This is a genomic window from Lentibacter sp., from assembly GCF_965657785.1.
Classification (GTDB): Bacteria; Pseudomonadota; Alphaproteobacteria; order Rhodobacterales; family Rhodobacteraceae; genus Lentibacter.
On sequence record NZ_CBFHPP010000002.1, the window covers coordinates 207,912 to 223,805 of the forward strand.

19 protein-coding genes are annotated in these 15,894 nt (G+C 60.9%); 9 read left to right on the forward strand and 10 right to left on the reverse strand.

From position 1 onward, the window contains the following. Positions 1-16: 16 nt before the first annotated feature. The gene (locus ACTF58_RS02200; RefSeq protein WP_438990324.1) at positions 17-196 is read left to right on the forward strand and encodes a DUF1674 domain-containing protein; all 180 of its coding nucleotides are present in this window, start codon (positions 17-19) and stop codon (positions 194-196) included. A gap of 169 nt (positions 197-365) precedes the next feature. On the opposite strand, the gene dapB is transcribed toward ACTF58_RS02200, so the two are convergent. Further along, positions 366-1,175: a 4-hydroxy-tetrahydrodipicolinate reductase gene (dapB, locus tag ACTF58_RS02205; protein WP_438990325.1), complete on the reverse strand. Its 810-nt coding sequence runs from the start codon at positions 1,173-1,175 to the stop codon at positions 366-368. Positions 1,176-1,262: 87 nt separating this feature from the next. Between dapB and rbfA the strand changes: the two genes are divergently transcribed. From rbfA to ACTF58_RS02225, 4 genes are read left to right on the forward strand one after another with little or no spacing between them, the layout of a single operon-like run. Further along, entirely contained in the window at positions 1,263-1,658 is a 396-nt protein-coding gene (gene rbfA / locus ACTF58_RS02210; protein ID WP_438990326.1) for a 30S ribosome-binding factor RbfA, read from the forward strand. Further along, a complete protein-coding gene (locus ACTF58_RS02215; RefSeq protein ID WP_438990327.1) occupies positions 1,642-2,394 on the forward strand; it encodes a phosphodiester glycosidase family protein in 753 nt (250 codons plus the stop codon). The genes rbfA and ACTF58_RS02215 overlap by 17 nt, the downstream gene beginning before the upstream one ends. A 49-nt stretch (positions 2,395-2,443) precedes the next feature. Then, a complete protein-coding gene (gene truB / locus ACTF58_RS02220; RefSeq protein WP_438990328.1) occupies positions 2,444-3,349 on the forward strand; it encodes a tRNA pseudouridine(55) synthase TruB in 906 nt (301 codons plus the stop codon). A gap of 8 nt (positions 3,350-3,357) precedes the next feature. After that, positions 3,358-3,954, forward strand: a complete 597-nt coding sequence (locus ACTF58_RS02225; RefSeq protein WP_438990329.1) for a hypothetical protein — start codon at positions 3,358-3,360, stop codon at positions 3,952-3,954. Here ACTF58_RS02225 and ACTF58_RS02230 read toward each other — a convergent pair. The 5 genes from ACTF58_RS02230 to ACTF58_RS02250 form a co-directional block, all read right to left on the reverse strand. Beyond that, positions 3,951-4,667: an LrgB family protein gene (locus ACTF58_RS02230; RefSeq protein ID WP_438990330.1), complete on the reverse strand. Its 717-nt coding sequence runs from the start codon at positions 4,665-4,667 to the stop codon at positions 3,951-3,953. The genes ACTF58_RS02225 and ACTF58_RS02230 overlap by 4 nt on opposite strands. Next, complete coding sequence (locus ACTF58_RS02235) at positions 4,660-5,007, reverse strand: CidA/LrgA family protein (protein ID WP_438990331.1); 348 nt, start codon at positions 5,005-5,007, stop codon at positions 4,660-4,662. Before ACTF58_RS02235 ends, ACTF58_RS02230 begins: the two co-directional genes overlap by 8 nt. Positions 5,008-5,161: 154 nt before the next feature. Continuing rightward, positions 5,162-5,986: a substrate-binding domain-containing protein gene (locus tag ACTF58_RS02240; protein WP_438990332.1), complete on the reverse strand. Its 825-nt coding sequence runs from the start codon at positions 5,984-5,986 to the stop codon at positions 5,162-5,164. Further along, on the reverse strand, positions 5,983-6,696 hold the full coding sequence (locus ACTF58_RS02245; RefSeq protein WP_438990333.1) for an ATP-binding cassette domain-containing protein: 714 nt from the start codon (positions 6,694-6,696) through the stop codon (positions 5,983-5,985). The genes ACTF58_RS02240 and ACTF58_RS02245 overlap by 4 nt, the downstream gene beginning before the upstream one ends. Beyond that, a complete protein-coding gene (locus ACTF58_RS02250; RefSeq protein WP_089893134.1) occupies positions 6,690-7,394 on the reverse strand; it encodes an ABC transporter permease in 705 nt (234 codons plus the stop codon). Before ACTF58_RS02250 ends, ACTF58_RS02245 begins: the two co-directional genes overlap by 7 nt. A 127-nt stretch (positions 7,395-7,521) precedes the next feature. Between ACTF58_RS02250 and ACTF58_RS02255 the strand changes: the two genes are divergently transcribed. From ACTF58_RS02255 to ACTF58_RS02265, 3 genes are read left to right on the forward strand one after another with little or no spacing between them, the layout of a single operon-like run. Then, entirely contained in the window at positions 7,522-8,250 is a 729-nt protein-coding gene (locus ACTF58_RS02255; protein WP_438990334.1) for a 5-oxoprolinase subunit B family protein, read from the forward strand. Next, on the forward strand, positions 8,250-9,260 hold the full coding sequence (locus ACTF58_RS02260; protein ID WP_438990335.1) for a biotin-dependent carboxyltransferase family protein: 1,011 nt from the start codon (positions 8,250-8,252) through the stop codon (positions 9,258-9,260). Before ACTF58_RS02255 ends, ACTF58_RS02260 begins: the two co-directional genes overlap by 1 nt. A gap of 3 nt (positions 9,261-9,263) precedes the next feature. Further along, positions 9,264-10,022, forward strand: coding sequence for a LamB/YcsF family protein (locus ACTF58_RS02265; RefSeq protein WP_438990336.1), 759 nt, complete (start codon positions 9,264-9,266; stop codon positions 10,020-10,022). Here the strand turns inward: ACTF58_RS02265 and ACTF58_RS02270 are convergent. After that, on the reverse strand, positions 10,009-11,292 hold the full coding sequence (locus ACTF58_RS02270) for a malonyl-CoA decarboxylase (RefSeq protein WP_438990337.1): 1,284 nt from the start codon (positions 11,290-11,292) through the stop codon (positions 10,009-10,011). The two genes, ACTF58_RS02265 and ACTF58_RS02270, sit on opposite strands and share 14 nt — an antisense overlap. Before the next feature lie 73 nt (positions 11,293-11,365). Beyond that, complete coding sequence (dapA, locus tag ACTF58_RS02275; protein ID WP_438990338.1) at positions 11,366-12,241, reverse strand: 4-hydroxy-tetrahydrodipicolinate synthase; 876 nt, start codon at positions 12,239-12,241, stop codon at positions 11,366-11,368. A 107-nt stretch (positions 12,242-12,348) separates the two neighbouring features. Here dapA and ACTF58_RS02280 point away from each other — a divergent pair, with 107 nt between their 5' ends. After that, positions 12,349-14,310: a transglycosylase SLT domain-containing protein gene (locus ACTF58_RS02280; RefSeq protein ID WP_438990339.1), complete on the forward strand. Its 1,962-nt coding sequence runs from the start codon at positions 12,349-12,351 to the stop codon at positions 14,308-14,310. Here ACTF58_RS02280 and ACTF58_RS02285 read toward each other — a convergent pair. Beyond that, on the reverse strand, positions 14,307-15,176 hold the full coding sequence (locus ACTF58_RS02285; RefSeq protein WP_438990340.1) for a DMT family transporter: 870 nt from the start codon (positions 15,174-15,176) through the stop codon (positions 14,307-14,309). The two genes, ACTF58_RS02280 and ACTF58_RS02285, sit on opposite strands and share 4 nt — an antisense overlap. Further along, entirely contained in the window at positions 15,166-15,846 is a 681-nt protein-coding gene (gene mnmD, locus ACTF58_RS02290; protein WP_438990341.1) for a tRNA (5-methylaminomethyl-2-thiouridine)(34)-methyltransferase MnmD, read from the reverse strand. The genes ACTF58_RS02285 and mnmD overlap by 11 nt, the downstream gene beginning before the upstream one ends. Between the last annotated feature and the right edge of the window lie 48 nt (positions 15,847-15,894).

A 15,894-nucleotide genomic window follows, 5' to 3' on the forward strand; every position in this document is an offset into this window, starting at 1 on the left:
CTGAAAGGAATATCTGATGTCAGACAACAAAGAGCTACCAGAGGCGGCAAAGCGGGCCTTGGCTGAAGCCGAGGCGCGCCGCGTGGCGCGCGAAGCCGAACTTGCGGCGCGGCCCAAGGAACTGGGCGGACGCGACGGCCCCGACCCTGCGCGCTATGGCGACTGGGAGAAAAAGGGGATCGCGATCGACTTTTGAGGCGGGATTGCGCCGCGGCTTCGCCGCGCCGCTCCGTGCGCTCGCAAGCGAGCGCATCAGGGGGCTTTGCCCCCCAGCTTCAAAAGCATAAAGGCTTTTGAAGCCTCCCCCCAGGATATTTAGAGAAAGAAAAAGAACGGGTTCCGGCGGCTTTTTTTACAGGCCGAGTTTACAGGCCGAGCACGTCGATCATGTCATATTGGCCAGGGGATTTGTCCTGGCCCCAGAGGGCAGCTTTGAGCGCGCCACGGGCGAAGACCGAGCGGTCGGAGGCAATGTGGCGCAGGATGATTCGCTCACCAGCGGCGGCAAACATGACGTCATGCTCGCCGATGATATCGCCCCCGCGAATGGCGGAAAAGCCGATGTCGCCGCGTTTGCGCGCGCCTGTGAGACCGTCGCGGCCTGAGTCCGATACCTCTTTGAGCGAGACGCCACGGCCTTCGGCGGCGGCTTCGCCCAGCATCAGGGCTGTACCTGAGGGGGCGTCGACTTTTTGGTTGTGGTGGGCTTCGATCACTTCGATGTCGTAGTCTTCATCAAGCGCGGCGGCGACCTTCTTGGTGAGCTGGGTCAGGAGATTGACGCCGAGGCTCATATTGCCGGCGCGGATGATGACGGCATGGTGGGATGCAGGCTCTAACTTGGCGATTTCGGCCTCTGTCATGCCTGTTGTGCCGATCACGTGGACGGCGCGGGCCTGAGCGGCGAGGGCGGCGAAGCCGAGCGTGGCGGCGGGGGCTGTGAAATCAATCACCGCTTGGGCGCGGGCAAAGCTTGGCAGCGGGTCGCTTTCAACGAGGACGCCGAGGGGGCCGAGGCCGCAGAGCGCGCCGATATCCTGCCCCAGAGCATCGCTGCCGTCGCGCTCGATGGCGCCGACGAGGCGGGCCTTGCCCGATTGAACAACTGTTCTGACGAGCATCTGGCCCATGCGGCCTGTGGCTCCTGTGACAACGATTCCTGGCAGATCGGACATATCTTTGCTCTCATAAATTCTTCTGTGTCTGCTCATAGCGCAGGGATGGGCGCTTGGCAAAACCTTGCTGAGGGGTTAGGGGAGCGTATGGCTAAGAACAGTTTTCATGACGGGGCAGGCCCCTCACAACGGCAACTTCGGGTGGGGGAGCTTATCCGCCGCACGCTTGCGCAGGTCTTGGCGCAGGGGGATATTCATGATCCTGAGCTGAACCGGCTTTATATCACTGTGGGCGAGGTGCGCTGCTCCAATGATCTGAAGATCGCGACGGCCTATGTTATGCCGCTCGGGGGCGTTGGCCGTGACGACGCTGTCGCCTTTTTGGCGCGCAACAAGCATGAGCTGCGCCGCTTGATCGGCAAGAAAGTCGGCTTGAAATATACGCCTGATCTGCGCTTTCGTCTGGATGAGACGTTTGACCAGATGGATGCCACGCGCGAGATGTTTGCGCGTGACGAGGTGAAGCGTGACTTGGACGACTAGAGCCGCCTGCGCCGTGGCGCTTGTGCTGGGCTTTCTGGCGCAGCCCGCTTTGGCGACAGATTGCGAGGACCGCAGCTTTGAGGGGCGCTCCTATACGATCTGTGAGGTCAATGCCGCGCGCGAAGAGATCAGGCTTTTTCTGAAGGATGAAAACGGCAAGCTTCTGGGGCAGTTTTTTGCTGTGGATGATCGCTTGAAGGCGCAGGGCAAGCGGCTTGGCTTTGCTATGAATGCGGGAATGTATCACGAGGACCGCTCGCCTGTGGGGCATTACCGCGAAAACGGCGAAGAGCTGATGCGGGTGATCCCCAATGCGGGGCCGGGGAACTTCGGGATGTTGCCCAACGGAATTTTTTGTGTCCGCGCGGGGCGCGCCGATGTGATCGAGACGAAGCGCTTTTTGCGCGCCGCGCCTGACTGCACAGAGGCAACCCAAAGCGGGCCTATGCTTGTGATTGATGGGGCGCTGCACCCGCGCTTTTTGCGCGACAGCGACAGCCGCTTTTTGCGCAACGGCGTGGCGACAAGCGCTGACGGGGCGCGGGCTGTCTTTATCATCTCGAACGAGCGGGTCACCTTTTACGAGATGGGACGCTTTGTGCGCGACGGGCTGAAGCTGCCGCAGGCGCTTTACTTTGACGGCAATGTCAGCCGCCTTTATGCGCCTGAACTGAACCGCGCGGATGCGGGGTTTTTGCTTGGGCCGATTGTGGGCGTTGTTGAAACGGCTGATTGACGGCTGCGCGGGCTTGGGCTAGGGCCGCTTTTTGACGTGAGGAAATCGCATGGGACGCAAACGCAAAGGGCGCGATATTTCGGGCTGGATCGTGGTGGATAAACCTGCTGGGCCGACATCAACCGCTGTGGTCAACAAGGTGCGCTGGGCGCTGGACGCGGCCAAGGCGGGCCATGCTGGCACGCTCGACCCCGAGGCGACAGGTGTTCTGGCTGTGGCGCTGGGCGAGGCAACCAAGACCGTGCCGTTTATCACGGACGCGCTCAAGGCCTATGTGTTTGATGTGAAGCTCGGTGAGGCGACCAATACGGACGACGCCGAGGGCGAAGTGATTGCCCGCTCGGATCTGCGGCCAAGTGACGACGAGATCAAGGCGGCGCTGTTGCAGTTTGTGGGCGATATCGAGCAGGTTCCGCCGAAGTTTTCGGCTGTGAAAGTGGACGGGCAGCGCGCCTATAAGCTGTCGCGCGCGGGCGAGGATATTACGCTTGCGGCGCGGCCTTTGTATGTGGACGAGCTGAGCATGGTGGAGCGCATGGACGCGAACCATGTGCGCCTTGAGATGGTCTGTGGCAAGGGCGGCTATGTGCGCTCGATTGCGCGCGATCTGGGCGAGGCGCTTGGCTGTAAGGGGCACGTTTTGCGCCTGCGTAGGGTCTGGTCGGGGCCGTTTGAGGCCGAAAAAGGCCTCAGCTATGAGCAGATCGAGGCGATGGCAAAAACGCCGGAGCTGGAGGGCTATATCCTGCCGCTTGAGATGGGTCTTGAGGACTTGCCCGAAGTGCGCGCCACCGCAGAAGGCGCGGCCAAGCTGCGCAACGGCAACCCGGGAATGGTCTTTGCCAGCGAAGCGGAATATGGCGACGAATGCTGGGCGAGCCTTGACGGAAAGGCTGTGGCCGTGGGCATATACAAGGCAGGCGAGCTGCACCCCAGCCGTGTGTTTAACCAGTGAGGGCGATGATGCCGAGTGTTGTGAAATCAAAGTTGTTTTGGGGCTTTGTGGCTCTGCTTCTGGCGCTGGGTGTTGGCTTTGGCGTGGCGCAGATGCGCGGGCATGATGCGCAGGCTGCGATCCACGCGAAGATGCATGGCGCGGGCGGTATGCACCAAGAGCACGACATGGTGAATATGCCTGGCCTCAAGGGGCGCGATGCGACGGCAGAGGAAAGTGAAGAGCTTGCGGTTATGTTCCGCCGCTTTGAGGAGATCAGTCGCAGTGTTGAAAACTTGCCGAACGGCATCCGCACTGTGACGTTTGCGCAAGATGAAGAGCTGATGGGCGTTGTTGCGAGCCATGTGATCGGGATGATTGACCGTGTGGATATGGGGCGCGACCCTGAGGTGATGATCCAGTCGCCGACGCTTGATATCTTGTTTGAGCGGCGTGCGAGTCTTGTGACCGAGATGGACATGACCGAGGCGGGAATTGTTGTGATCCAGACCTCGGATGACCCCGAAGTTGTCGCGGCGCTTCACCTTCATGCCGCTGAAGTCAGCGCGATGGTGGAACGCGGTATGGAGGCTGTTCACGAGATGATGGCCGCGCGGGAGCGCTAGAAGAAAAGCCCCCAGAGGAGCGGCAGCAGGAGCGCTGTTGCCATGGCGTTGAGGCCCATGGCGAGGCCTGAAAATGCGCCTGCTGTTTCGTTGACTTGAAGCGCGCGGGCGGTGCCTATGCCGTGGCTCGCTGTGCCGATGGCGAGGCCACGGGCGCGCCAGTCTTTGACGCCGATCAGATTGAGCAGAAGCGGGCCAAACATGGCCCCGAAGATCCCCGAAACGATCACCAGAACCGCCGTGAGCGAGGGCAGGCCGCCCAGCTCTTCGGCGATGCCCATGGCGACGGGGGCTGTGACCGACTTGGGCGCGATCGTGGCCATGAGGGTTTCGCCGCTATCGGCCAGCCAGAGCACGGCCACGGCCGAGACAACGGCCGCGAGGGAGCCAGTCAACAGGCTTGCGCCGATGGCGAGCCAGGAGGCGCGCACGTGATGCCATTGGCGATACAGCGGGATCGCGAGGGCGACGGTGGCGGGGCCAAGGAGGAAATGGACGAACTGTGCGCCCTCAAAATATGTGGCGTAATCTGTGCCTGTGGCGGCGAGCACGGCGACGACGAGGCACACCGCGCCAAGCACAGGATTGAGCAGGGGATTGCGCCCGCCCTTTTCAAACACAAAACTCGCGATCTGGAAGGCGGCGAGTGTGAGCGTCAGGTGAAAGAGGGGGGAGGCGGAAAGATAGACCCATGTTTCGGCCAGGTTATTCATCGGGCGCTCCTTTGCTGAGCACGCGCATCATAAGCGCGGTCACCACAATTGCGGCGGAGGTGCTTATGGCGACGGCGAGCGAGAGCGGCACCAGCGCCTCGGACAGAAGCGCGGCGTGCATGATCACGCCAGTGCCTGCGGGCACGAAGAGCAGCGACATATTGCGCAACAGGCCGTCGGCTGTAGCGCCGAGGGCGTCGGGGATATGGCCGCGCAGCAGCAAAAAGACGAAGAGAAGCGCCATGCCGAGCACGGGGCCAGGCACAGGCAGGCCAAGCGCGCCAACGACGACTTCGCCAACGAGCTGGCAAGACAGAATGAGAGTGAGATAGCCGATCATGCGCGCCTCCTAGAGCCTCCCGTCTTTAAGGTAATATAAAGCTATTGCCAATGTCCCGAGACGGCGCAGCCTGACAGGGTATTGGCAACTCATCTTGAAGGCGGGGCGCTCATAGGGCCTCACATTAGGCGAGGCCCTATCGGGAGCAAAGGGCTTATTCGGCGGCTTCGAGCAGGTTCTCGGCGTTGAATGTGAAAAGTGTTTCGCCGTTGATTGTGTAGCTGTTGATCAGCTCTGCGGCGCGCGGGCTTGTCAGCCAGATTTCAAGCTGTTGAGCGGCGTCATGTGCGACATGGGGGTGTTTGTCAGGGCTGACGGGGAGATATGCGTATTGGTTGAACAACACAGGGTCGCCTGAAAAGAGCAGTGTTAGAGACTGTTTGTTGCCAAAATTGAGCCAGCTTGCACGGTCTGTCAGCACATAGGCATTGAGGCCAGCGGCTGTGTTGAGCGTGGCGCCCATGCCAGCGCCGGCCTCATTATACCATGTTGGATTGCGCTCGGCTTCGCCGATCTCTGCGGTGCTCCAGAGCGCGAGTTCCATCTTATGGGTGCCGCTGTCATCGCCGCGGCTGGCGAAAGGGGCTTGGCTCTTAGCTATGGCTGTCAGGGCTTCCTTGGCGGTTGTTGCATCAGCGATTTTGGCGGGGTCGCCAGAGGGGCCGACGAGGACAAAGTCGTTATACATGATTTCGCGGCGGTGCGTGCCGTAGCCGCCTGCGAGGAAGTTTTCCTCGGCGCGGCGGGAGTGAACGAGGATCGCGTCAACATCACCTGCTTCGCCAAGGCGGATAGCTTGGCCTGTGCCCACAACGATCAGCCGGACCTCAAGGCCGATGTCATCTTTGAGTGCGGGAAGCAAAACATCAGACAGGCCCGAGTTGTGAAACGAGGTTGTGACAGCCATTTTGAGCGTATCGGCGGCGAGGGCGCTGGCCGAGGCAAGGAGCGCGGCGGCGGTAACGAGGGAACGGATCATAAAACGAGGTCTCCTTTGAGGAAGGCTTGCGCCTCCGGGGTTTGGGGGGTTTCAAAAAATGCGGTAGCTGGTCCAGATTCGATGATCTGGCCTTTGTTGAGAAAGAGCACATCAGAGGCAAGGCGGCGGGCTTGGCCGAGATCATGCGTCGCCATGAGAATGCGCGTGCCATCGTCGCGGGCCTTCAGGATGAGCCGCTCGATATCGCGGGTAGAGGCGCCATCAAGGTTGGCGCAGGGCTCATCAAGAAAGAGCAGCTGTGGTGCGCGGATCAGGGCGCGGGCGAGGGCGAGCTTTTGGCGCTCACCGCCCGAAAGCTGGCTGGCGCGTTGGCTTTCGTGGCCAGCAAGGCCGATCATATTGAGCCATGTTAGAGCCTGTTTTTGGGCCTCGGTCCGCTGCGTGCCGTGGGCTGTGAGCGGGTATGTCAGATTGCCCAGAACAGTGCGGCGCAGCATCACGGGGGTCTGAAACACAAAGGCTTGCTGTGCGTAGGCCACAGGGCGCGGCGCGGCATAGCGCAGGCGGCCTTCAGAGGGCTTTTCCAGCCCGTGCAGCAGGCGCAAGAGCGTGCTTTTACCCGCGCCATTGGGGCCAAGAACGATTGTGAGACCCGCGTTGCCAAGTTCAAGATCAACGGGGCCAAGCAAGCGCTTGCCATTTTTGTCAACAGTGGCGCTTTGGAGGGAGAGGGGGAGAATGCTTACCATCTGTCGCGCACCTCTGTGCCTGAGAGCATATGAAGCGCGAGATTGACTGCCACGGCGAGGCCTATGAGGACAAAGCCGAGGCCTATGGCGAGCGCGAAATCGCCCTTGGAGGTTTCCAGCGCGATGGCAGTTGTCATGACGCGAGTGACATGGTCGATGTTGCCGCCGACGATCATGATTGCGCCGACTTCACCTATGCCGCGGCCAAAGCCTGCGAGCGCGGCTGTGAGAAGCGCGCGGCGACTGTCCCAGAGTAGTGTTTTGATACGCTGGGGGCGGGTTGTGTTGAGCGAAATCAGCAGGTCGTGATACTCAGCCCAGAGATCGCGGATCGACTGATGGGCGATGCTTGCGATCAGCGGTGTCAGGATCACGACTTGCGCGATGATCATGGCCCAAGGTGTAAACAGCAGCCCCATGACGCCGAAAGGGCCAGAGCGCGACAAGAGCAGATAGACCACAAGGCCGACAACGACAGGCGGAAGCCCCATGAGCGCATTGAGCAGGGCTATGACGAGGCGGCGAAAGCGGTAGCGCGAGACAGCGAGCCATGCGCCGAGCGGCAGGCCGACCAATGCGGCAAGGGCCACGGCGGAGCAGGTCACAAGCAAAGAGCGCGCCGCGATCTCGTAAAGATCGGCGTCAAATGTGACGATCAGCCAGAAGGCGGCTGTTATGCCTTGCCAGATTTCGGCCATGGGCGCTCCTTTTCATCTGCATAGTGGGGCCAAGGACCGAAAGCCATGGGGCGGATTGCGGATAAGCGCTTTTCAATTGCGACATCATGCGTGAGATTGGGGTCTGAAAGTTTCGGATAGGAAAACCATGACGATGTTGCCGCATATCGCAGCAATCGGGACCGAGGGCTACCTTGTGCGGTTTGCCGACCGTCTGGATGATGCAGCGAATCGGGCGCTTGTCGGCTTTGCGGCGGCGCTTGAGGCGGAGGATATTGTCGGGGTTGTCGAAGTTTCGACGGCGCTGGCGTCGGTTTTTGTGCGCTTTGATGTGACGCGGATTGCGCGGGCGGATTTGGTCGAAAAGCTTCAGGCGCTTTTGGACAGTCGTGACTGGACAGCCGAGAGGGATAACGCAAACGCAAGGCTCTGGCGTGTGCCGACGCTGTATGGCGGGGCGGCGGGGCCGCAGCTTGGCGAAGTGGCCAAGCTTGTGGGTGTCACGGAAGAGGCGGCTGTGCGCGAGCTGAGCGCGGCGCGCGTTCGGGTTCTGGCGATCGGATTTGCGCCGGGGCAGCCCTATCTCGGGATGTTGCCCGAGCGTTGGGATGTGCCGCGCCAGACGGCTTTGAGCCCGCGTGTGCCGCAGGGCGCGCTTGTTCTGGCGGTGCGGCAGTTCAACCTGTTTGCCAATGAGACGCCGACTGGCTGGCGCCATATTGCGACCACGCATCTGAAGCTGTTTCAGCCCGATGCGCCGCAACCCTTTGTGCTCAGGCCGGGGGATGAGCTGCTCTTTCCGGCTGTTTCCGAGCACGATTGGGCCTTGTTAGAAACAGATCCGATGGGTGGCGCGCAGCTTGAGGAGGCGACGTGATGCCTGATTTGAGGCTGCACCAGATCGGGCCGAACGCGAGCCTGCAAGACCTTGGGCGCGAGGGCTTCTTGCGCTTTGGGCTGTCGCGTGGCGGGGCGATGGACCGTATCGCGCTGCTGGAAGCGGCGGCGCTGCTGGGGCGCGGGCTTGATATCTGCGCGATCGAGCTGCCGAGTGCGCCTGTGAAGCTGAGTGTGAGTGCGCCGCAGCGTATTGCGCTGACGGGCGCGCCTATGCTGGCCGAGGTAGACGGGCGCGCGCTTTTGTGGGGCGCGAGCCATAGGCTTGAGGCGGGTGAGATACTAAGCCTACGGCCCACGGGGCGCGGACTTTATGGATATATTGCCTTTGGCGGTGAAATAGAGACTGATTTTGCGCTGGGGCGGCGCTCTGCGCATTTTACAGGGGGGCTTGGCGCTGCACTTGCGGCAGGCGACAGTCTCGCGCTGGGAGAGGATGGCAAAGTGGGCGAGCCGCCCCGAAAGCTGAAGCCTGACGACAGGTTTGGTGGCGGGCGGCTGCGCTTTGTGACGGGGCCGCAGACGGGGCTTTATTCTGAGGATATGCTGGCCGCCTTTGCAGCCACGCGCTTTCAAAAAAGCGGCCATGCCAACAGGCAGGCGGCCAAGCTTGAACACGATGGCGCGCCTTTTGCGGCCGAGGGGCAGCTTGGGATTGTCTCGGAAGTGATTGTTCTGGGCGATATCCAGATGACGGGGCAAGGCGAGCCATTTGTGCTTTTGGCCGAGCATCAGACCATGGGCGGCTATCCACGGATCGGCGCGGTGATCCCGCAGGATATTGCGCGGATTGCGCAGGCGAGTGCGGGGGCCGAGCTGTGGTTTGAGCGGATCACACTTGAGGAGGTGGATGCGCTGCACACGCCTGAAAGCGAGCTTTTGCGCAGGATTAGAGACACATCCGAGCCGCTCGTGCGCGACCCATATGAGATGAACGACCTGCTCGGCTATCAGCTGATCAGCGGAATGATTACAGGACAGGAGGACTAGGACATGGTCATGAAAGTGGATCTCAACTCGGATATGGGCGAGGGCTTTGGCCCCTGGCGTATGGGCGACGATGCGGCGCTTCTGGATGTGATCACCTCGGCCAATATCGCCTGTGGCTTTCATGCGGGCGACCCTGACGTTATGGCCCAGACCATGCGGCTGGCGGCCAAGAACGGCGTCGGCATTGGGGCGCATCCGGGCTTTGCCGACCTCAAAGGCTTTGGCCGCAGGCGGCTCAATATTGGTGCGGAAGAGCTTGGCAATCTTATTGCCTATCAACTTGGCGCAGCTGAGGGGATGGCGCGGAGCGTGGGCGCAGAGGTGCGCCACTTCAAGCTGCACGGGGCGCTGGCGAATATGTGTGCGGAAGACGCCGCGCTCGCGAAGACCTGCTATAGCGCGGCGCTTCGGGTGAACCCTGATATTATCCTGATGGTTCTGGCCGAGACAGCGCAGCAGGCTGTGGTAGAAGAGCTTGGCGCGAACTGGGCGGGAGAGATATTTGCCGACCGCGCCTATGAGGACGACGCGACGCTTGTGGACCGCTCAAAGGCCGGCGCTGTTTTGCATGATGCGGATATGGCGGCGGAGCGGATTCTCAATATGCTGCGCGAAGATGCGATTATTGCCGAGAGCGGCAAGCGGATCGCGGCGAAGATCGACACGATCTGTCTGCATGGTGATACGCCAGAAGCCGTCGAGATGGCCCGCGCGCTCAGAACCAAGCTGAGCGCGGCGGGAGTGACGCTTACGCAGTTTTAGGCTCTGCTGCGAGGGCCTTGACCGACTTTGAGGCGGCCACAGTGCCCTTCGCGGCATAGGCGCTGTGGCGCTCTTCGATCTTGCTGCCGTCGTAGAGATAATTGACCATGACGCCCCAAGAATTGGAGAGACCACGAGCGCTGAGATCGGCCTCGGGGTGAATGGCGTGAAGCTCGGCGCCATTGCCCAAGTGAAAATGGGCGACAGGATCAAAAGCGGTATGGCCTGATCCGCGCTTGGCTTTGGTGAGATAGGTGGCGGCGAGCGCTGCGGCGAGCTCTGGTGTCGGGCGGTCTTCTGGAGCGAGCGCGGCGAGGGTGGCGGCTGTTTCGGCATCAAGAGCTGCGGCGTTGTTTTTTGCCCATGTGCGCAGAGCGGGCACGGGAGAGAGGGTGACAAAGCTTGTCAGCTCGGGTAATTCGCGCTGAAGCTCGGCGACCACCTGTTTGATCAGGAAATTCCCGAAGGAAATGCCACGCAGGCCTTTTTGACAATTTGAAATAGAGTAAAACACCGCCACGCTCGCCTCGTCGGCTGTAATGCGTTTTCGCGTGTTGGACAGAATCGGCGCGATGGCGCTGGGGATTGTCTCGGTGAGCGCAACTTCGACAAAAATCAGCGGCTCTGATGGCATTGCGGGATGAAAGAAGGCGAAGAGCCTTCTGTCGGGGTCGCCCACGCGCTGGCGCAGATCGTCCCAGCCTGTGATTTCATGGACAGCTTCGTAGGCGATTATTTTTTCGAGGATATGGGCGGGTGTTTCCCAGCTGATCCGACGGATTTCGAGAAATCCGCGATTGAACCATGAGGCGAAGAGATGTTGAAAATCCTGGTCCAGCCCTTTGAGGGCGGGCTTTTCGCGGGAGAGGGCAAGCAGATCAGCGCGCAAATTGACGAGTTGCGCTGTGGCTCCTGGCACTGAATTGAGCGCGCGAATCAGGTTTTGGCTTTGAGGCTCGGCGGCAAAGTGAAGGGCGCGGGCAGAGGCGACATCTCCTTTTTGCCAAGCGCTGATGGCGGCGTCTAGCGCCTGTTTGTCAGGGCCGAATGTGGCGCTGATCTGCTCGAAGAACGCTGTTTTCTCATCAAGAGATGCGGTTGCGAGTCTTGCCAGAATGGCCTGAGCGCGGGTGAGAACAGAGGCCTCACCTTGCTCTGCCAAGAGGTCATGACAGAGGGCGGCAAGGGGTTTTTCTGTGGTGTCTTTTGTGCGGCGGGAGCTGCCAGCGATACGGTTGAGAATATCGCTGAAAAGGCTGCGTTCGGGCATGGATTGTCCAATAAAAAAGGTGGCAATGATTGCCACCTTAATTGATTTCTTCTGGCGGTAAAGACACTGCCTTTTAGGCGAGCAGGCCTGCGTGGCGCAGGGCGTCGTCGATCAGCGCTTCTGTCTCGGCGCTGATGGATGTGAGCGGGAGGCGCACCTCGGCGTTGCAGAGGCCAAGGCGGGACATGGCGTATTTTGCGCCTGCGACGCCCGGCTCTTTGAAGATCGCGATATGCAGGGGCATGAGCTTGTCGAGCAGGGTCAGCGCTGTGTTGTAATCGCCCGCGAGGGTGGCGTTCTGGAAGTCTGCGCAGAGCTTGGGGGCGACATTGGCTGTCACAGAGATACAGCCGACACCGCCGTGAGCGTTGAAGCCAAGCGCGGTCGCGTCTTCGCCTGAAAGCTGGATGAAGTCGGTGCCGCAGGTGATCCGCTGTTGCGGGACGCGGCTCAGATCGCCAGTGGCGTCTTTCACACCGACAATGCGCGGCAGTTTGGCAAGCTCGCCCATGGTTTCGGGTGTCATATCGACAACCGAACGGCCGGGGATATTGTAGATGATGATCGGCAGATCGCAGCAGTCGTGCACAGCGCGGAAATGCGCGATGAGGCCTGATTGTGTTGGCTTGTTGTAATAGGGTGTGACAACGAGGATACCGTTTGCGCCCGCTTTTTCGGCGGCTTGGGTAAGGCGGATCGCTTCCAGCGTGTTGTTTGAGCCAGCACCCGCGACCACAGGGACGCGGCCCGCGGCGGCTTCAACCACGATTTGCACGACTTTGTCATGCTCGGCGTGTGTGAGCGTGGGGCTTTCGCCTGTGGTGCCCACGGGGACAAGGCCATGCGAGCCTTCGCCAATGTGCCATTCGACCAATTGTTTGAGCGTATCAACATCCAGTGCGCCGTTTTTGAACGGCGTGACCAGTGCAGGCATAGATCCTTTGAACATGATACGCTCCTTTTTTGCTTCTTATGCAGTGCGCCGCCATTCGTGATTGGAGGGGCGCTTGATTGCAGGGTATGGTGGGCCTGTTCTATCCTGTCTCACAAGGAAAAATGCAAGAGATGTTTCGCTATATCGCCTTATTTCTGGGGCTTATTGTCCTGCCTGTTGCAAGCTTTGCTGACGGCTCGGTTGCGCCACGGCCTTTGAGTGGCGCTTTTGAGGCTGCGGCGCGGAGCGACTGGGCTATGGCTGATTTGCTGGCGTCAAAGGCAGCACCTGAGGCGCAGGTCTTGATGCAATGGGTGAAGCTGCGCGCAGGCGAAGGCAGCGCCGAGGAGGCGCTCGGCTTTGTGCGCCGCTATCCGCATTGGCCCGGCCTTGCGCGGCTGGCGCAGATGAGTGAGGCGGCTGTTTCTGAGGCTGGCGGAGCCGAGCGCATCGTATTTTTCCGCGCATATCCGCCGCAAAGCAACCGTGGGGTGCTGAGCTATGCTGCGGCGCTGATGGCTGCGGGCGAGCGGGGCGAGGCAGAGGCCAGCCTTGTGATGGCGTGGCGCAGCTATGACATGGACGGGGCTTTGCAGGCCGAATATCTGGAAAACCACGCCGAGCTGCTTGCTCCGCACCATGAGGCGCGGCTTGATATGGCGCTTTGGCGCGGGCTGTCGGACGATGTGAGCCGAATGCTGCCTTTGGTGAGTGCCGAGCAGCGCGCTTTGGCCGAGGCGCGGCAAGGGCTGCGCGCTGGCGCGGCTGATCCTGCGGCTTTGATTGAGGCGGTCCCTGCGGCGCTGCGTGGGCATCCGGGGCTTGGATATGAAGAGTTTCTTTGGACTTATCATCGGGGGACAAAAGACGAAGCTGTGGCCAAGATCTTGGCCAGTAGCGTGGCTGAAAATCTTGGTGAGCCGTTGCGCTGGGCAGGCTGGCGGCGCAGTCTTGTGCGCCAGTTGATGCGTGAGGGCGACGCGCAGGTGGCCTATCAGCTTGCGACAAACCACGGGCTGCACGACGGCAGCGCCTATGCGGATCTTGAGTGGCTGGCCGGCTATATCGCGCTGCGAAAACTGGGCAATGCGGCGCAGGCGCTTGTTCATTTTGAGCGGATGAAAGAGACGGTCGGCTCGCCCATATCGCTTGGCCGCGCGGGCTTCTGGACAGGGGAGGCTTTGCAAAAGATGGGCCGCACCGACGAGGCGCTTGCGGCCTACCGGGCAGGGGCCGAACACCAGACGAGCTTTTACGGGCTTTTGGCAGCGGAGCGGGCCAAAACAGGCTCTGATATGGCCTTAAAGGGGGCAGAATACTTTCCAGCGTGGCAAGAAGCGGCGTTTTATAAGAGCGATCTGGCGCGGATTGTCGAGCTGGCAATCAAGGCTGAAATGTTGAGCTTGGCCGAGCAGTTTATCCTCGCTATGGCGGCGGAGGCGGACCGCGTGACGATCGGCCAGTTGGGTAACTTTGCCATTGATCTCGGCGCGCCTCATTTGGCTGTGATGCTTGGTAAAGACGCGGCGGGGCGCGGAATTGTTCTGCCTGCGCATTATTACGCGCTGCACCCGATGATGGAGATGCCGCTGCCTGTGCCTATGGAAATGGCGCTGGCGATTGCACGGCGGGAGAGCGAATTTGACCCTTCTGTTGCCAGTGGAGTTGGCGCGCTTGGCTTGATGCAAGTGATGCCTGCGACGGCCAAGGAAGTGGCCGAGGGGCTTGGGATAGACTACGATCGCGACCGCGTTTTGAACGACTGGAGTTATAACGCAACGTTCGGGGCGGCCTATTTGGCCACGCTTGCTGCGCGCTATGACGGCAACGTGGTGATGATGTCGGCGGCGTATAATGCGGGGCCGTCGCGGCCTGATCGCTGGATGAGCGAACGGGGCGACCCGCGCCAAGGCGAGATGGATGTGATCGACTGGATCGAGGCGATCCCGTTTAACGAGACGCGCAATTATGTGATGCGCGTGGCCGAGAGCCTGCCTGTCTATCGCGCGCGGCTCGGCAAGGCGGCGCATCCTGTGCCGTTTTCGGAGGAACTTGTTGGGACGACAGTGCGCAGCGGCAATTAGGCGGCCTGGCGTGCGCGCCAGAGCGTGAAGAGGCCCGCGCAAACCACAACTGCCGCGCCGATTGCGACATTGAGCTCGATGCTTTCGCCAAACACCAGAACGCCTATGAAGCTGACGAAGACGAGCTGGAGATAGGCGAAAGGCTGCACGGCGCTGGCCTCGGCGGCCTCATATGTCTTGATTAGGAGCCAGTGGCCGAGCGCGCCTGTGATGCAGAGCGTGCCCATCCAGACCCAGTCTGAGGAGATCATCGGCTCCCAATAGCTTGCGCCGATGGCTGTCATCATCACGGAGCCTGACACGCCCGTCCAGAAGAACGAAGTGGCCGCTGTGTCCTTGCGCGAGGCGAAGCGGGTGAGCAAGCCATAGAGCGCGAAGAGGAAGGCGGCCGCGAGGGGAACGATGGCGGCGGGGGAGAAGACGCCAAAGCCCGGCTTCAGAATGATCAACACGCCGACAAAGCCGATAAAGATCGCCGTCCAGCGCCGCCAGCCGACGACCTCGCCGAGGATCGGCCCCGAAAGTGCGGCGACGAGCAGGGGGTAGCTTGTGAAAACTGCGTGTGATTCGATCAGGCCGAGGAGAGTGAAGGCGTAGATCATCACGCAGATTTCTGTCGCGAGGATCAGGCCGCGGAAGATCTGGAGCATGGGCTGCTCTGTGCGCGCGGCGGCGCGGATGCCACCTGCTTTTCGATAGGCGATGGCTGTGACGAAGGCCGCAAAGAACCAGTAGCGCACCATCACGACCATGAGCACATTGTATTCGCTGGCGAGGTGTCGCGAGATGCCGTCTTGCACCGCGAAGACAAAGGTTGTCGCGATCATCAGGAGGACGCCGAGGCGGGTGTTGTTGCTATCGGCCATCTTGGGGCATCCTTGCTGTGGTCATGTGGCGTTTGCGGCCGAAGCCTTGGCGGCGGGTGACATCAAAGCCCGCCTCGGCGAGGGCGCGGCGGACGAAGCCCGCTGCGGTATAAGTGGCGGCGGTACCTTGAGGGGCGGTCTGCGCGGCGATCTGGGCCATGAGCGCAGGCTCCCAAAGCTCGGGGTTTTTGGCAGGCGAAAACCCGTCAAGAAACCACGCATCGGCCTTTTGGGCCATATTAGAAACTGTTTTTCGGGCATCGCCCAGCACAAGCGTGAAGACCAGATCATGGGTTTCAAAGGCCGTTTCGCCAGCGCTCCAATGCGGCGCAAGCTCGGCGCTGAGCGCGGCGAGCGCAGGAAAAGCGGCTTGGGCGGCAAGCATATCTTTGGGCGCCATGGGGAAGGCTTCAAAACTAGTGAAATGAAGTTTGCCGCTTTGAGTGCTCTCGCGCCAGAGCGCGAGGGCGGCGAGCAGATTGAGGCCTGTGCCAAAGCCAAGCTCGGCGATGTGAAAGCCATCATGGAAGCGTGTGGGGAGATCATTGCCATCGAGAAAGACATAGCGGGTCTCGTCCAGCCCGTTTTCAAGGCTGAAATAGGGGTCATCAAAGCGCTGGGACACGGGCACTTGGCCGTCGCGCCACGTTAGCTCGGCTGGCTGGTTCATCTGGGGCTAATCCGATAGAGACGTAGTCGAAGGACCATGCAACCGCTG

Excerpts from the sequence above, each read along its gene's own strand:
- ACTF58_RS02260 (WP_438990335.1), top strand. The coding sequence starts at position 8,250 with ATGCCTGATTTGAGGCTGCACCAGATCGGGCCGAACGCGAGCCTGCAA.
- truB (WP_438990328.1), top strand. The coding sequence starts at position 2,444 with ATGGGACGCAAACGCAAAGGGCGCGATATTTCGGGCTGGATCGTGGTG.
- ACTF58_RS02280 (WP_438990339.1), top strand. The coding sequence starts at position 12,349 with ATGCAAGAGATGTTTCGCTATATCGCCTTATTTCTGGGGCTTATTGTC.
- ACTF58_RS02285 (WP_438990340.1), bottom strand. The coding sequence starts at position 15,176 with ATGGCCGATAGCAACAACACCCGCCTCGGCGTCCTCCTGATGATCGCG.
- ACTF58_RS02230 (WP_438990330.1), bottom strand. The coding sequence starts at position 4,667 with ATGAATAACCTGGCCGAAACATGGGTCTATCTTTCCGCCTCCCCCCTC.
- dapA (WP_438990338.1), bottom strand. The coding sequence starts at position 12,241 with ATGTTCAAAGGATCTATGCCTGCACTGGTCACGCCGTTCAAAAACGGC.
- mnmD (WP_438990341.1), bottom strand. The coding sequence starts at position 15,846 with ATGAACCAGCCAGCCGAGCTAACGTGGCGCGACGGCCAAGTGCCCGTG.
- ACTF58_RS02245 (WP_438990333.1), bottom strand. The coding sequence starts at position 6,696 with ATGGTAAGCATTCTCCCCCTCTCCCTCCAAAGCGCCACTGTTGACAAA.
- ACTF58_RS02200 (WP_438990324.1), top strand. The coding sequence starts at position 17 with ATGTCAGACAACAAAGAGCTACCAGAGGCGGCAAAGCGGGCCTTGGCT.
- rbfA (WP_438990326.1), top strand. The coding sequence starts at position 1,263 with ATGGCTAAGAACAGTTTTCATGACGGGGCAGGCCCCTCACAACGGCAA.
- ACTF58_RS02240 (WP_438990332.1), bottom strand. The coding sequence starts at position 5,986 with ATGATCCGTTCCCTCGTTACCGCCGCCGCGCTCCTTGCCTCGGCCAGC.
- ACTF58_RS02250 (WP_089893134.1), bottom strand. The coding sequence starts at position 7,394 with ATGGCCGAAATCTGGCAAGGCATAACAGCCGCCTTCTGGCTGATCGTC.
- ACTF58_RS02255 (WP_438990334.1), top strand. The coding sequence starts at position 7,522 with ATGACGATGTTGCCGCATATCGCAGCAATCGGGACCGAGGGCTACCTT.
- dapB (WP_438990325.1), bottom strand. The coding sequence starts at position 1,175 with ATGTCCGATCTGCCAGGAATCGTTGTCACAGGAGCCACAGGCCGCATG.
- ACTF58_RS02265 (WP_438990336.1), top strand. The coding sequence starts at position 9,264 with ATGGTCATGAAAGTGGATCTCAACTCGGATATGGGCGAGGGCTTTGGC.
- ACTF58_RS02235 (WP_438990331.1), bottom strand. The coding sequence starts at position 5,007 with ATGATCGGCTATCTCACTCTCATTCTGTCTTGCCAGCTCGTTGGCGAA.
- ACTF58_RS02225 (WP_438990329.1), top strand. The coding sequence starts at position 3,358 with ATGCCGAGTGTTGTGAAATCAAAGTTGTTTTGGGGCTTTGTGGCTCTG.
- ACTF58_RS02270 (WP_438990337.1), bottom strand. The coding sequence starts at position 11,292 with ATGCCCGAACGCAGCCTTTTCAGCGATATTCTCAACCGTATCGCTGGC.